Below are 15,088 nucleotides of genomic sequence, written 5' to 3'. Positions count from 1 at the left end.
AGAACGTCGACTCGTTAACCGGTGGGCGTCTTTCATCACAGGCACCAAGAAAACGCCTACATTCCTTTGCGTAATAGCTGGTGCACTTTCCCTTCCTGTGCCTGGAACCCGACGGTAGACTCGCTGCCACGTGCATTAAGTATCTACCACCCGATCGTCAGGGCTGTCCCGAAAGCGCTTGGGTCAAGGCACGCCATAACTACAAGGACTCTGTAGGCTGCCCACGCGCGATGGCTTACTTCATTGAGAGGACAATGCCGTGCGAGAGGAACTGTTGAATGTACCTTTACCAAGACTGGATCGTTTGATGGCATTGCGCGACGCGCTGGTGGCGTTGAAGGGGCCACTGGCCAACGACGCCAAATTGCGCGAAGACCTGCATGAGCGCTTGTTCAATGAAGAGGCCAATAACCGGGTGCTGGGCAAAATCTGCACACCAGCGTCCACTGTGGCAGGCCCCATTACGTTCGGAGACACCCTTTAACTGCATAATATTTGCGTTTAACCCTCATTAATATGCAGTGGTGCGATCAGACCAACCTCGGCACACTGCACGGGTTCCTCCCCCAAATGTTGGAACGTTCAAAGGGCTGCACCGGGAAACCAGGCAGGCCTTTTTTTTCGCCCGCCGTTTATGGATCGTCTTTAATGCTCGCTCGCTGGTTACCCGCTGCAATCAACACCCGCCCCGCTGAATGGAGTCGTGCCGGCATCGGCATGGCCTTGGGCACAATGTTCAGTGTCTGGGCTTGCGCCCAGGTATTCGGCATGGAGGTTGCCCTGCATTTGCTCGGCCCCCTTGGCGCTTCGGCCGTGTTGCTGTTTGCGGTGTCATCGGGAGCGCTGGCCCAGCCATGGTCGATCATGGGCAGTTACCTGTGTGCCGGCATCGTTGCATTGCTGGTGGCACGGGTACTGGGGCGAACCCTGGGTAACGCGTGCCTGGCGGCGGGCATGACGGTAATACTGATCTGTTGGCTGCGTTGCCTGCACCCACCGGCCGGTGGCCTGGCCATGACCCTGGTGTTGGCCGACCCTGCGTCCATTACCCTGGGCTGGTATGAACTGGCGCCGGTCATGCTGGGTGCCGGCGCTCTGCTGGGATGCGCACTGCTCTATAACAATGCCACGCGCACACGTTATCCCAAGGGGCTGGCCGAACCTGCTCCTGTCGTCCTCGGCATTCAGCCCGTGAGCGATCCATCGATTACAGCGGCCGACCTCAAGCTGGCGCTGGCCGAAATGGAGCAATTTTACGATGTCGAGCCCACCGAGCTGGAACAACTGATTCACGCAGCAGAAGGCCATGCACGACGTCGCAGTATCGGTGAGGTCCTGGCCAATCGCGTGGCTTGATCCCTACGGCATAAATGCAAAAACGACCTGCATGATTACCGGTTGTACTGGGCAAATTTGCACTGGTAGGATCGCGAGAAGGTTCGCCCGCGAACATCTTGATAAAGAACAATAAAAGCAGGGAGTTAGTGATGACTGCTCAGGTTTCATCCGAAGCAAGCCACGCCGATATTCAGCAGGAAGTACTGAGTGAAGTGCGTAACCATATCGGCCACCTCACCCTCAATCGCCCCGCCGGCTTGAATGCCATCACCCTCGACATGGTCCGCCAGTTGACGGCGCAGCTGCAGGCGTGGGCGGATGACCCGCAGGTTTATGCCGTGGTGCTGCGTGGCGCCGGCGAAAAAGCCTTCTGCGCTGGCGGCGATATCCGCTCGCTGTACGACAGCTTCAAGAACGGCGACACCCTGCACCAGGATTTCTTCGTGGAGGAATATGCCCTTGACCTGGCCATCCACCATTACCGTAAACCGGTCGTGGCACTGATGGACGGCTTCGTCCTCGGCGGCGGCATGGGCCTGGTACAAGGCGCGGATCTGCGGGTCGTCACTGAACGCAGTCGCCTGGCGATGCCGGAAGTGGCTATCGGCTACTTCCCCGATGTAGGCGGCAGCTATTTCCTGTCGCGTATTCCCGGTGAGCTGGGGACTTACCTTGGCGTCACCGGGGTGCAGATACGTGCCGCCGATGCGCTGTATTGCGGGCTGGCCGACTGGTCTATCGACAGCGCCAGACTCCCCGCCCTGGACAACAAGCTCGACCAGTTGCAATGGAGCGACTCCCCCCTCAAGGATTTGCAAGGTGTGCTCGCCAAACTGGCGGTGCAGCAATTGCCCGATGCGCCGCTGGCGGCCCTGCGCCCGGTCATTGATCACTTCTTCGCCCTGCCGGATGTACCCAGCATCGTCGAGCAATTGCAGGCAGTTACGGTCGCCGACACCCACGAATGGGCGTTGACTACCGCCCATCTGATGCAGACCCGCTCACCCCTGGCCATGGCCGTGACCTTGCAAATGCTGCGTCGTGGCCGGCACCTCCCGCTGGAACAGTGCTTTGCTCTGGAGCTGCACCTGGACCGTCAATGGTTCGAACGTGGCGACCTGATTGAAGGCGTTCGCGCCCTGATCATCGACAAGGATAAAGCCCCGCGCTGGAACCCGCCCACGCTCAATGCGCTGGATGCCAGCCACGTCGAGAGCTTCTTCCACAGCTTCGCGCAGATTGAGAAATAAGCCATGCAAGATCTTGAATACACAGAAGAACAAATCATGATCCGCGACATGGCGCGGGACTTCGCCCGTGGCGAAATTGCCCCCCATGCCCAAGCCTGGGAGAAAGCCGGCTGGATCGACGACGCACTGGTGGCAAAGATGGGCGAACTGGGCCTGCTCGGCATGGTTGTCCCTGAAGAATGGGGCGGCACCTATGTGGACTACGTGGCCTACGCGCTGGCCGTGGAGGAAATTTCTGCGGGTGACGGCGCCACGGGCGCCTTGATGAGTATCCATAATTCAGTGGGTTGCGGGCCTATCCTCAACTACGGCACAGCTGAGCAAAAACACACATGGCTGGCCGAACTCGCCAGCGGCCAGGCCATCGGCTGCTTCTGCCTGACCGAACCTCAGGCCGGCTCCGAAGCCCACAACCTGCGCACCCGTGCAGAATTGAAAGACGGCCAGTGGGTGATCAACGGCGCCAAGCAATTTGTCAGCAATGGCAAGCGCGCCAGGTTGGCCATCGTGTTTGCGGTGACCGATCCGGAATTGGGCAAGAAGGGTATTTCAGCGTTTCTGGTGCCTACCGACACCCCGGGTTTTGTGGTCGACCGCACCGAACACAAGATGGGCATTCGTGCGTCGGACACCTGTGCCGTTACGCTCAACCAATGCAGCGTGCCGCAAGCCAACCTGCTGGGTGAGCGCGGCAAGGGCCTGGCAATCGCCCTGTCCAATCTGGAAGGTGGGCGCATCGGTATTGCCGCCCAGGCATTGGGCATCGCCCGCGCCGCCTTTGAAGCAGCGCTGGCTTATGCCCGGGATCGCGTGCAGTTCGACAAGGCGATCATCGAACATCAGAGCGTGGCCAACCTGTTGGCTGACATGCAAACGCAGCTGAACGCAGCACGCTTGCTGATTCTCCACGCGGCGCGCCTGCGCAGTGCCGGCAAACCATGCTTGTCCGAAGCGTCCCAGGCCAAGCTGTTTGCCTCGGAAATGGCCGAGCGGGTCTGCTCCAAGGCGATGCAGATTCATGGCGGGTATGGGTATCTGGAAGACTATCCGGTGGAGCGTTACTACCGGGATGCGCGGATCACGCAGATTTACGAAGGCACCAGCGAGATCCAGCGGATGGTGATTGCCAGGGAGCTCAAGCACTACCAGCTCTGACTGACACACTGCAAAAAACTGTGTCAAACGCTGCAGTTCAAATGTGGGAGGGGGCTTGCTCCCGATGGCCGTGGTTCAGTAGCTGATGTGCTGACTGATCCACCGCCATCGGGAGCAAGCCCCCTCCCACAGCGTTTTACTTATCCTTGAACTCCGGCGCCCGCTTGGCCACGAATGCGGCCATGCCTTCCTTCTGATCCTGGGTCGCGAACGCCGCGTGGAACACCCGGCGCTCAAAACGCACGCCTTCGGACAGGCTGACTTCAAAGGCGCGGTTCACGCTCTCCTTGACCATCATGCTGATCGGCACTGACTTACTGGCGATCAGGGCAGCGACTTTCAGCGCTTCGTCCAGCAACTCATCGGCCGGCACGATACGCGCCACGATCCCGCAACGCTCGGCTTCGACGGCGTCGATAAAGCGCCCGGTCAGGCACATTTCCATAGCCTTGGCCTTGCCCACGGCGCGGGTCAGGCGCTGGGTGCCGCCCATGCCCGGCAGCACGCCGAGGTTGATTTCCGGCTGGCCGAACCTGGCACTGTCACCGGCCAGGATAAAGTCGCACATCAACGCCAGTTCACAGCCGCCACCGAGGGCAAAGCCATTCACCGCCGCAATGATCGGCTTGCGGCGGTTGGCCACACGGTCACTGTCGCTGAACAGGTCGTCCATGTAGATCTGCGGGTAAGTCAGCTCGGCCATTTCCTTGATGTCGGCGCCGGCCGCAAAGGCTTTTTTCGAGCCGGTGAGCACGATGCAGCCGACCTCTGGGTTGGCCTCCAGCTTATCCAGCGCCTGGTTCAGTTCGCTGACCAGTTGCGCGTTCAAGGCGTTCAACGCCTGCGGGCGGTTGAGGGTAATCAGCCCGACGCGGCCCTGGACGTCAAGCAGGATGGTTTCATAACTCATGTATCGGCTCCTTATAGATTGCGTGAGATGACCATGCGTTGAATATCGCTGGTGCCTTCGTAAATCTGGCAGACCCGCACATCGCGGTAGATCCGCTCCAGGGGAAAGTCGCCCAGGTAACCGTAACCGCCCAGGGTTTGCAAGGCGGCCGAACAGACTTTCTCGGCCATTTCCGAAGCAAACAGCTTGGCCATGGACGCCTCCACCAACGCCGGCTTGCCGCTGTCACGCAGGGCCGCGGCGTAATGCACCATCTGCCGGGCCACGGCAATTTGCGTGGCCATGTCCGCCAGGCGAAAGGCGACGGCCTGGTGTTCGATCAACGGTTTGCCGAAGCTTTCCCGCTCACGGGCATAGTCGCGGGCTGCTTCGAAGGCGGCGCGGGCCATGCCCACCGACTGGGATGCGATGCCGACACGGCCACCCTCAAGGTTGGCCAGGGCGATCTTGTAGCCCTCGCCCTCCTCGCCCAGGCGATTGGCCACGGGCACCTTCACGTCTTCAAACAGGATCTGGCACGTGTCGGAAGCATGTTGCCCGAGCTTGTCTTCGACTCGCGCCACGGTGTAGCCCACAGAGTCAGTGGGTACGATGAAGGCACTGATCCCGCGCTTGCCCGCTGCCGGGTCGGTGACGGCAAACACAATCACGATCCCGGCGTTTTGCCCGGAGGTGATGAACTGTTTGCAGCCATTGAGCACATAGTGATCGCCTTCGAGGCGTGCACGGGTCTTCAAGCTGCTGGCATCGGAACCGGCCTGGGGTTCGGTCAATGCAAAGGCACCGAGCATGGTGCCACTGGCCAGGGGCGTGAGGAATTGGGCCTTTTGCTGATCATTGCCGAATTTGAGGATCGGCACGCAGCCCACCGAGTTGTGCACGCTCATGATGGTCGAGCACGCACCGTCACCTGCGGCGATTTCTTCCAGGGCCATGGCGTAGGCCAGGTAGCCGGTGTCGCAACCGCCCCACTGTTCCGGCACCAACATGCCGAAAAAGCCCAGTTCGGCCATTTCAGCGATGGCTTCCTTGGGAAAGTGATGCTCGCGATCCCATTCGGCGGCGAACGGCTTCAAGCGTTCCTGGGCAAATTGCCGGGCGGCGTCGCTGATTTGCAGTTGTTCGTCATTGGGCAGCATAAGTCATCCTTAGTAGAGGCATTCAACGGCCATGGCCGTGGCTTCACCGCCGCCGATACAAATGGCCGCGACGCCACGTTTGAGGCCCTTCTGGCGCAGGGCCGAGAGCAGTGTCACCAGGATCCGCGCACCCGAAGCACCAATAGGATGGCCCAGGGCGCACGCACCGCCATGCACGTTGACCTTGTCGTGAGGGATCGCAAGCTTGCTCATGGTCACCAGGCTGACCACGGCAAAGGCTTCGTTGATTTCGAACAGGTCGACGTCTTCCAGGCGCCAACCGGTCTTGCTCATCAACGTGCGAATCGCCCCCACCGGCGCCACCGGAAACAGCCCCGGCTCATCGGCAAACGCGGCGTGCCCGTGGATCACCGCCAACGGTTTGAGGCCACGTTTATGGGCGTCCGACTCGCGCATCAGCAGCAATGCCGCGGCGCCGTCGGAGATCGAGCTAGAATTGGCCGCGGTGACGGTGCCGCCTTCACGGAAGGCCGGCTTCAGGCTGGCGATCTTGTCCAACCTGGCTTTAGGCGGCTGTTCATCGTGCAGGATGGTTTTTTGTTCCTTGCCCACGGTGACCTGCACCGGGACGATCTCGCTGGCGAAGCTGCCGTGGGTGATGGCCTCCTGCGCGCGCGTCAGCGAGGCGATGGCGAAGGCATCCTGAGCTTCCCGGGTAAAGCCGTTGTGCTCGGCGCAGTCTTCGGCAAAGGTGCCCATCAGGCGGCCCTTGTCGTAGGCATCCTCCAGGCCATCGAGAAACATATGGTCAAGTACCTTGCCGTGGCCCATGCGATAGCCGCTGCGTGCACGATCCAGCAGGTACGGTGCGTTAGACATGCTTTCCATGCCGCCGGCGATCACCACATCGACGCTGCCGGCGCGCAATGAGTCGTGGGCGAGAATCGTCGCCTCCATGCCCGAGCCGCACATCTTGTTCAGGGTGGTGCAGCGGGTGCCCTTGTCCAGCCCGGCGCCCAGGGCCGCCTGGCGTGCCGGTGCCTGCCCGAGCCCGGCCGGCAGTACGCAGCCAAACAACACCTCGTCCACCGCATCGGTGGCGATACCGGCGCGTTCAACGGCGGCACGAATCGCTGCAGCGCCCAGCTGCGGTGCGGTCAGGCTTTTGAGGTCGCCCTGGAACCCGCCCATGGGCGTGCGCACAGCGCTGACAATCACAATAGGGTCGTTCATACAGGCATTCCTTACTTGGCGGCCATACGCAAGGCACCGTCGAGACGGATCACCTCACCATTGAGCATGCTGTTTTCAAGGATATGTCGCACCAGCGCGGCATATTCGGCGGGTTTGCCCAGGCGCGGTGGAAACGGCACGCCAGCGGCCAGGGAGTCGCGAACTTCCGGGGTCATGCCGGCCATCATCGGGGTCTCGAAAATGCCCGGCGCGATGGTCATCACGCGGATGCCGAAACGCGCCAGTTCCCGTGCGGCGGGCAACGTCAAACTGGCAATCGCACCTTTGGACGCGGCATACGCGGCCTGGCCGATCTGCCCATCGAATGCCGCCACCGAGGCGGTATTGATGATCACACCGCGCTCGCCGTCGGCATTCGCTTCGGTTTCTGCGATCGCCGCAGCGGCCAGGCGCAAGAGGTTGAAGCTGCCGATCAGGTTGACGTTGATCACCTGGGCAAAGCTGGCCAGCCCATGCGGGCCGTTCTTGCCAAGGATTTTCTCGCCGCGCACGACACCGGCGCAGTTGATCAGGCCATGCAAACCACCAAACGCCTCCACCGCTGCCTTCACGGCAGTTTCAGCAGCGGCTTCCTGGCAGATATCTGCCACGGTGCTACGAGCGTTGTCGCCCAGTTGCGTGGCCTTGGCGGCAACGGCGTCAGCGTTCAAGTCCACCAGCATGACTTTGGCGCCGGCCGCGATGAGCATGTCAGCCGTGGCCGCGCCGAGGCCAGAAGCACCGCCGCTGACCAGAAATACCTTGTTTTCAATCTGCATCGTTGTTTCCTTTGAAAGGGATCAAGCCACGGCCGCCTGGGCCTTGGCTATTTCCTGATTGCGCAAAATGAAGCGTTGCAGCTTGCCGCTCGGGGTTTTGGGCAAGTCGCTGACAAATTCGATTTCCCGTGGGTAAGCATGGGCGGCCAGGCGCTGGCGTACATGCAGGCGCAGCTCTTCGGCCAGTTCCGGGGTGGCGCGGTATTGCTCGCTGATCACCACGAAGGCTTTCACCAGTTCAGTACGCTCAGGGCAAGGTTTGCCGACCACGGCGGCCTCGACCACCGCCGGGTGTTCGACCAGGGCGCTTTCGACATCGAATGGCCCCACGCGGTAGCCGGAAGTGGTAATCACGTCATCGCTGCGCCCGACAAAACTGATACTGCCGTCGGGGTTCAATTCCACCGTATCGCCACTGAGGTAGTACTTGCCGACGAAGGCTTTGGTTTTCACACCGTCGTAGCCGGCAAACCAGCACATCGGCGATTGCTCGCGGTCGATGGCCAGAATGCCGGGCTGCCCGGCTGGCAGTTCCTGGTGGTTGTCATCCAGCACCACGATGCGGTGCCCGGGCGAAGCGAACCCCGCCGAGCCCACATGCACCGGATGCGTCAGGCCGTGGTGATTGCACAAGACCATGCCCAGCTCGGTCTGACCGTAGTGGTCGTGGATGGTCACCTCCAGGTTGTCGGCGAACCAGCGGATCACCTCCGGGTTCAACGGCTCGCCGGCACTGCTGACGATGCGCAGCTTGCCCTTGATTGAACGGGCGAACTGCTCGCCGCCGGCAATCAGCAATCGATACGCCGTGGGCGAGCCAGTCAGGTTGGTGATCGCGTACTTATTGATGACCCGGCAGGTGCTTTCCAGGGTGAACGGGCCGTCGTAGAAGGTAATCGGATGCCCCATGGACAACGGCCCGGTCACACCGAAATAGATGCCATAGGCCCAACCGGGGTCGGCGACGTTCCAGAACGCGTCTTCAGGGCGCAAGTCCACGGCGTCGCGCATATAGCCCTGGAACGCGACAATGGCTTTGAGCGGCACCGAGAGTGCTTTGGAGGGACCGGTGGTGCCCGAAGTGAACATCAGCAGGAACGGATCCTCCGCGCCCAGCAACACCGGCTCGCAGACGTTGGAGTAGTTGGGCAGCTCAGCCCAGAAGCTATAGTCGCCACGCACGATGCCCTCGCCCTTGGCGCCGGTGACCGTGACAATGGTCGGGCAGCCGGCGACATCGGCCAGCTTCGGGCGGTTCACCGCGTCGGTGACCACCAGCGCCGCGCCGGAGCTGGTCAGGCGATGTTCAATGGCCTTGGGGCCGAAGGCGGTAAACAGCGGCTGATACACCGCGCCGATGCGCCAGGTTGCGAACACCACCACCAGCAACTCGGCCGTACGTGGCAGCAGGCCCGCCACCTTGTCGCCGCGCTTGACGCCCTGGGCCAGGAGGAAGTTGGCGAAGCGTGCGGCCTGATCCTGCAATTCGGTAAAGGTCGACGTGGCGCTGCGCCCGTCCCGACCCTCCCAGAACAACGCGATGCGCCCTGGCAGCGCGTGGCGGTCACAGCACTCCACGCAGGCATTGAGCGCCTGCAGGTTGCCAGCCAGTGCGGCATCGACAGTGCGCTGATAATCAAACTCGGTGGTGGCGGCCAAATACTCACGCATCGTTTCAATCCTTCTGTATTTTTATTTTCAGGACTTTTTAACTGGATAAATCGGCTGAAATAGTCGCTCCAGAGCGCTGCAGGGGCAATGGTCAAAGCCTTCAACTTGGCTGACTGGTTTGGCCAATCCTGCTACCGGCGGGTACGCCGATCATTGATCCCACCGATCAAACGGTCGATCCAAGTGATTGGACGCTCTGCAAGCCAGCTTCTACCCTGATGCCTGCACCCTCACAGAAGCCTGCCATGATCGTTCGCCCCAAGCCCAACCTGCTGGGCATCCTGTTTTCCCTCAAGGGCTCGATTGCCAAGCGCATTGCCTGGCGCAGCCTGATGGTCACGCTGCTGGCCTCGGTCATCGTGCTGGTGGAAACCCTGCACCCCGCCTATTTTTCCAAGGTCAACGCTACGCCCTTTACCTTGCTGGGCTTGTCGTTGTCGATCTTCATGAGTTTTCGCAACAACGCCTGCTACGACCGCTGGTGGGAAGGCCGCAAGCAACTGGGGCAGATGATCATCGAGGTACGCTCGCTGATTCGTGAAACCCAGGTGCTCGGCGATACTCCCGAGCGGGCCGAGTTGCTGCGTGAGCTATGCGGTTTTGCCCATGGCTTGATCGCGCATTTGCGCCATGAAGATGAGGTGCGCGCCATGCAGCCCTGGGTTACCGTGCGCGCGAGCCACCCCAACTTGCCTGACAGCGTGCTGCAGATGCTCGGTGCGCGGTTGTGCGTGCTGGCCCGGCAGGGTGTGATCAGTGAATGGCGCTACACCCAGCTGGAAGCTCGGTTGGTCGGCCTCAGCCAGGTGCAGGCGTCCTGTGAGCGTATCAAGACCACTCCGCTGCCCTTCCCCTACACCCTGCTGCTACACCGCACCATTTACCTGTTCTGCATCCTGTTGCCCTTCGCCATGGCCGAACCGCTGGGCTGGTTGACGCCGGTGTTCACCGCGATCGTCAGCTACACCTTCTTTGGTCTGGATGCGATCGGCGATGAATTGGAAGACCCGTTTGGCTTTGACGAAAACGACCTGCCGTGCGATGCCATCCTGCGAACCCTGGAGCGCGAGATCCTGGCGGCCCTCGGTGAAGTCGACTTGCCTGCTGCGCCGCAACCGGTGGAGTACGTGCTGACCTGACGCCGGTTTGACACTGGCCCTGCACTGACCGAAGCTGATGGCTTTGCACTAGCAACCACAGCTTTCGGACGCCCGCATGTCAAAGTCACGCCGTAACTCCATCATCGGCCTGTGCGCCCTGTTGTTGATCGTGTCGATCACTTGGTTTTTCTCTCGCACCCCTCAAGTCACCGTGGCGCCCGCCATTGCCCACGGTTATTCCAAGGCGTTGAAACAGGCCCAAAACGGTGAGCCGGGCGCTGCGCGCGTGTTGTACCAACAGTTGGGACGGCCTGATCTGTCGCCTGAGCGCCGTGCCGCCCTGCACGCCCAATTGCCCAATTACCCCAGCCCCCAAGCGCTGAAGCTGGCGGATAAAGACCTGGCCGATGAATCTGCAATGGTTCGCGAAGCGGCGATCCACAGCATCGTCGGCCTGGTACCTAGCGGCCAGCGCACCCTGTTGCTCGGTCCGGTACTGGATGATCCCGAACAGGCTGTGCGCTTTGCTGCGGCCAATGCCCTGCTCGGTCTGTCGCCAGACACCCTGGGCTTGTATTTCGGCCCCTTGCAGCAGGTACTCGACGAATTTGTAAAAACCCTCAAGGCCCAGCCCGAAACCGCGCAAGGCTGGATCCAACTGGCGCGCCTGTACATCCACAGCGCGATGCTGGCACCGGCGCAAGACGCTCTGGAACAGGCAATGCGCCTGGAGCCGGACAACCTGCAAGCAGGCGTGGCGCAAATCGAACTGCTGGACAAGCAAGGCAAGACCGAGGAGTCGCGCCAACTGTTGGCGCAGCAATTGGCGGCGCATCCGGAGTCGGCCTACCTGCAACACGCGCTGGGCATGTGGTTGCTGCACCACGGCGAGCGCCCCTATGCCTTGCTCGGCCTGTCCAAGGCGGTGGAGCTTGAGCCGGACAACCAGGATTATCGCTTTGACCTGGCCACCACACTGCACGACCAGGATGAACTGGAGGCGGCCCAGCGTCAGTTGGAAGAGATCGTTCAGCGCCACCCGGCCAATCGCAAAGCACGTGTACTGCTGGTCAATTACTGGAAAGAGAGCGGCCAATTGCAGAACGTCCAGGTGCTGCTGGCACAGTTGGAGCAGCAGAACCCGGATGATCCGGCCTTGCAGCAAGGCCTGTAGGAACGAGCTTGCGCGCTCCTACACAGCTGCAATTCTTAAGAAACGTTGAACCGCCACATGCCGATACGGTCAAGTGAATATGGCGCGCCCCTTCGGCGTGCACCCAACTTGTACGTGACCTGAGGGCACTTCTTGTCTACATCCAATGCGCTTTTAAGTGAAAAGGCGGCCACCGGCATCGAAGGTCTTGATGACATTCTTTCCGGCGGGCTATCACGTAGCCATTTGTTTCTCCTTGAAGGTGAGCCGGGCACCGGTAAAACCACCGTCGCCCTGCACTTTTTGCAGGCAGGGGCGAAAAAAGGTGAAAAATCGCTGTATATCACCTTGTCAGAAACCGAGCGGGAACTGCGCCAAGGTGCCAAATCCCACGGTTGGGACCTGGACGACAATATCCATATCTTCGAATTGACCCCGCCCGAAAGCTTGCTCAATGCAGAGCATCAGCAGAGCTTGCTGTATTCCTCCGACCTGGAGCTGGGCGAAGCCACCCGGCAGATTTTCGAAGTGGTGGAACGCGTCAAACCGACCCGCGTGGTGGTCGACAGTCTGTCGGAGATCCGTCTGCTCGCGCAAAGCTCGCTGCGCTATCGCCGGCAAATCCTGGCGATCAAGCACTACTTCGTGCGTTATGACGCCACGGTACTGCTGCTCGATGACCTGACCACCGAGTCTCTCGACAAAACCGTGCACAGCGTGGCTCACGGCGTCATCCGCCTGGAAGAGTTGACCCCTGACTACGGCGCCGAACGCCGTCGTGTGCGAATCGTTAAGTACCGCGGGCAGAAATACCGGGGCGGCTTCCACGACTTCACCATCATGGGAGACGGTGTACATGTGTTCCCGCGTCTGGTGGCGGCCGAGCACCGTGGTGGCTATGTACGGCAAACCATGAGCAGCGGCATTGCCGAACTGGATGCCTTGATGGGCGGCGGTGTCGAGACCGGCTCCAGCAGTCTGATCCTCGGTCCGGCCGGTACCGGCAAATCCTTGATCTCGATGATTTTTGCCGCCGCCGCCGTAGAGCGCGGAGAAAAGGCCGCACTGTTCATCTTTGACGAAGAGATGGGGCTGCTGTTCGAGCGCATGAAGAACATGGGTATTGACCTGGAGGCTATGCAAGCGACCGGCAATCTGTTGATCGAACAGGTGGACGCGGCCGAGTTGTCCCCGGGTGAGTTTTCCCATCGGGTACGACGTTGTGTGGACGAACGCGGTATCAAGACGGTGGTAATCGACAGTATCAATGGTTATCAAGCGGCGATGCCGGAAGAAAACGCACTGATCCTGCATATGCACGAACTGCTGCTCTATCTCAACCGCCGCGGCGCTGCGACCTTTATGACCGTTGCCCAGCATGGCCTGGTCGGCGATATGCAAACCCCGGTAGACATCACCTACCTGGCCGACACCGTTATCTTGCTGCGTTATTTCGAAGCACTGGGCAAGGTCCGCCGCGCGATTTCCATTATCAAGAAACGCACGGGTTCCCACGAGTCGACCATACGTGAGTACCGTATCAGCAGTCGCGGCATGACCGTCGGCCAACCACTGGATAATTTCCAGGGCGTGTTGCGCGGCATTCCGACCTACATGGGCGCCGGTTCACCCCTGCTCAAGGAAGAGGACGTGTGACTCCGCCTCCTTCTGCCTTCGAACGAGCCATCATCCTTGCGCCCCTGGGACGAGACAGCTCACTCGCGCTGATGATGCTCAATGAAGCCGGTTACCAAGGTGTGGTTGCCGGCAGTCTTGAAGATTTGTGCGCAGCGCTGAACGAGGGTGCCGGCCTGCTCATCATTGCGGCTGAAGCCTTGCGTGGCGTGAACCTGGAACCTTTGCTGGAGTTCCTGCACCAACAGCCGGCCTGGTCGGACCTGCCCATTGTGTTGATGACCCATCACGGCGGCAGTGAACAAAACGGCTCTTCACACTTGAGCGGGCTACTGGGCAACGTCACGTTCCTTGAACGCCCGTTTCATCCTGTGACGCTGATCAGCCTGGTCAGCACTGCCCTGCGCGGTCGTCGACGCCAATACGAAGCGCGCGACCGACTGATCGACTTGAGCCAGAGTGAATTGCATTTGCAGCGCACCCTGGAAACCCTCGAACAGCAAGTGGAAGAACGCACTGCGCAACTGCGCAACAACGAAGAAGCGTTGCGCCAATCGCAGAAAATGGAAGCCGTCGGCCAGTTGACCGGCGGTATCGCCCATGACTTCAACAATATGCTCACCGGAATTATCGGCAGCCTGGAATTGCTGCGCAGGCGCGTGTCCCGCGGCAAGCTGGATGACCTGGACAGCCTGATCGACCTGGGCGTGACCTCTGCCAACCGTGCTGCGAGCCTCACCCATCGCCTGCTGGCGTTTTCGCGTCGCCAGTCCCTGGACTCCAAGCCTGTGGCGATCAACCAGCTCGTGAGTTCCATGGGCGAGTTACTGCAACGCAGCATCAATGAAAGCATCGCCCTGGACATGCGTCTGGACAGTGCCTTGTGGACCGCCGAAGCCGACCCCAATCAACTGGAAAGCGCCCTGCTCAACCTGGTGATCAACGCTCGCGATGCCATGCCCGGCGGCGGCCGCCTGACGGTTGAAACCACCAATCGGCACCTGGACAGCGTGTTCACTGCCGCTTACGGCACGTTAAAGCCGGGTGATTATGTAGAACTGAGCGTCAGTGATACCGGCTGTGGTATCCCGGAACACCTGATGGGTCGGGTGTTTGATCCGTTCTTCACCACCAAGCCGATCGGCCAGGGCACGGGGCTTGGGCTGTCGATGATCTATGGCTTTGCTCGCCAGTCCCACGGTCATGTGACGATTCATAGCGAGATTGGTAAAGGCACCACGGTGAGTTTGTTCCTGCCGCGATTTGTCGGCGAGATGAAGCCCCAGGAGCCGCTCAATCCAACGTCGCTACCATTTGCTACGACGGGTGAGACTGTATTGATCGTCGAGGATGACCCCGCGGTACGGGTGTTGGTCAGCACTGTGCTCAAAGAACTGGGTTACGGGTTCGTCGAGGCAGGTGACGCGGATACGGCGTTGCCGATCATTGAGTCCGAGCAGCGCATTGACCTGATGATCAGCGATGTCGGTCTGCCGGGAATGAACGGCCGGCAACTGGCCGAAATTGGCCGCCAGGCTCGTCCAGAGCTGAAGGTGCTCTTTATTACCGGATACGCTGAGCACGCGGCCGTACGGGGTGGCTTCCTGGACCCGGGAATGCAGCTGATCACCAAGCCGTTCACGTTTGATTTACTGACGGCCAAGGTGCGGGAGATGATCCAGGCGTAGACATGCACGCCGCTATGTAACGAATTGTCATGGATCGATGTTGAACAGATGGAATCGATGCCTGTTTTTTTCCACG

13 protein-coding genes are annotated in these 15,088 nt (G+C 60.5%); 8 read left to right on the top strand and 5 right to left on the bottom strand.

Features of this window, described 5'->3' with window-relative positions; genetic code table 11:
• Window positions 1-295: 295 nt before the first annotated feature.
• From PSEBG33_RS28765 to PSEBG33_RS13440, 4 genes are all read left to right on the top strand, one after another.
• On the top strand, window positions 296-484 hold the full coding sequence (locus PSEBG33_RS28765) for a type VI secretion system contractile sheath small subunit (protein WP_269745282.1): 189 nt from the start codon (window positions 296-298) through the stop codon (window positions 482-484).
• Window positions 485-648: 164 nt separating this feature from the next.
• Window positions 649-1,356 (top strand): HPP family protein, encoded by a 708-nt coding sequence (locus tag PSEBG33_RS13430; protein ID WP_005788312.1) that lies wholly within the window; start codon window positions 649-651, stop codon window positions 1,354-1,356.
• Window positions 1,357-1,487: 131 nt separating this feature from the next.
• Window positions 1,488-2,588 (top strand): enoyl-CoA hydratase/isomerase family protein, encoded by a 1,101-nt coding sequence (locus PSEBG33_RS13435; protein ID WP_005788310.1) that lies wholly within the window; start codon window positions 1,488-1,490, stop codon window positions 2,586-2,588.
• Window positions 2,589-2,591: 3 nt separating this feature from the next.
• Window positions 2,592-3,743: an acyl-CoA dehydrogenase family protein gene (locus tag PSEBG33_RS13440; protein WP_005788309.1), complete on the top strand. Its 1,152-nt coding sequence runs from the start codon at window positions 2,592-2,594 to the stop codon at window positions 3,741-3,743.
• A gap of 136 nt (window positions 3,744-3,879) precedes the next feature.
• Here the strand turns inward: PSEBG33_RS13440 and PSEBG33_RS13445 are convergent, their stop codons facing one another.
• Genes PSEBG33_RS13445 through PSEBG33_RS13465 form a run of 5 tightly spaced genes read right to left on the bottom strand, consistent with a single transcriptional unit; the run spans window position 3,880 to window position 9,436 of the window.
• Window positions 3,880-4,653 carry an enoyl-CoA hydratase gene (locus tag PSEBG33_RS13445; RefSeq protein WP_005788307.1) on the bottom strand — a complete coding sequence of 258 codons (774 nt, stop codon included), beginning with the start codon at window positions 4,651-4,653 and terminating at the stop codon, window positions 3,880-3,882.
• An 11-nt stretch (window positions 4,654-4,664) separates the two neighbouring features.
• A complete protein-coding gene (locus PSEBG33_RS13450) occupies window positions 4,665-5,792 on the bottom strand; it encodes an acyl-CoA dehydrogenase (protein WP_005788305.1) in 1,128 nt (375 codons plus the stop codon).
• A gap of 9 nt (window positions 5,793-5,801) precedes the next feature.
• The gene (locus tag PSEBG33_RS13455; protein ID WP_005788302.1) at window positions 5,802-6,986 is read right to left on the bottom strand and encodes an acetyl-CoA C-acyltransferase; all 1,185 of its coding nucleotides are present in this window, start codon (window positions 6,984-6,986) and stop codon (window positions 5,802-5,804) included.
• Window positions 6,987-6,997: 11 nt separating this feature from the next.
• Window positions 6,998-7,765: an SDR family NAD(P)-dependent oxidoreductase gene (locus tag PSEBG33_RS13460; RefSeq protein ID WP_005788301.1), complete on the bottom strand. Its 768-nt coding sequence runs from the start codon at window positions 7,763-7,765 to the stop codon at window positions 6,998-7,000.
• Between the two features lie 21 nt (window positions 7,766-7,786).
• A complete protein-coding gene (locus tag PSEBG33_RS13465; RefSeq protein ID WP_005788299.1) occupies window positions 7,787-9,436 on the bottom strand; it encodes an AMP-binding protein in 1,650 nt (549 codons plus the stop codon).
• Window positions 9,437-9,681: 245 nt separating this feature from the next.
• Between PSEBG33_RS13465 and PSEBG33_RS13470 the strand changes: the two genes are divergently transcribed.
• The 4 genes from PSEBG33_RS13470 (at window position 9,682) to PSEBG33_RS13485 (ending at window position 15,012) form a co-directional block, all read left to right on the top strand.
• Complete coding sequence (locus PSEBG33_RS13470; RefSeq protein WP_005788297.1) at window positions 9,682-10,575, top strand: bestrophin family protein; 894 nt, start codon at window positions 9,682-9,684, stop codon at window positions 10,573-10,575.
• A 76-nt stretch (window positions 10,576-10,651) separates the two neighbouring features.
• On the top strand, window positions 10,652-11,710 hold the full coding sequence (locus PSEBG33_RS13475) for a HEAT repeat domain-containing protein (protein WP_005788294.1): 1,059 nt from the start codon (window positions 10,652-10,654) through the stop codon (window positions 11,708-11,710).
• 132 nt (window positions 11,711-11,842) lie between these two features.
• Entirely contained in the window at window positions 11,843-13,345 is a 1,503-nt protein-coding gene (locus tag PSEBG33_RS13480) for an ATPase domain-containing protein (RefSeq protein WP_005788292.1), read from the top strand.
• A complete protein-coding gene (locus PSEBG33_RS13485) occupies window positions 13,342-15,012 on the top strand; it encodes an ATP-binding protein (protein WP_005788290.1) in 1,671 nt (556 codons plus the stop codon). The genes PSEBG33_RS13480 and PSEBG33_RS13485 overlap by 4 nt, the downstream gene beginning before the upstream one ends.
• Window positions 15,013-15,088 lie beyond the last annotated feature (76 nt).

It is taken from the genome of Pseudomonas synxantha BG33R, assembly GCF_000263715.2.
Taxonomy (GTDB): Bacteria; Pseudomonadota; Gammaproteobacteria; order Pseudomonadales; family Pseudomonadaceae; genus Aquipseudomonas; species Aquipseudomonas synxantha_A.
The sequence above is the reverse complement of the archived record's forward strand: the minus strand, read 5'-3'. Positions and strand labels throughout refer to the sequence as shown.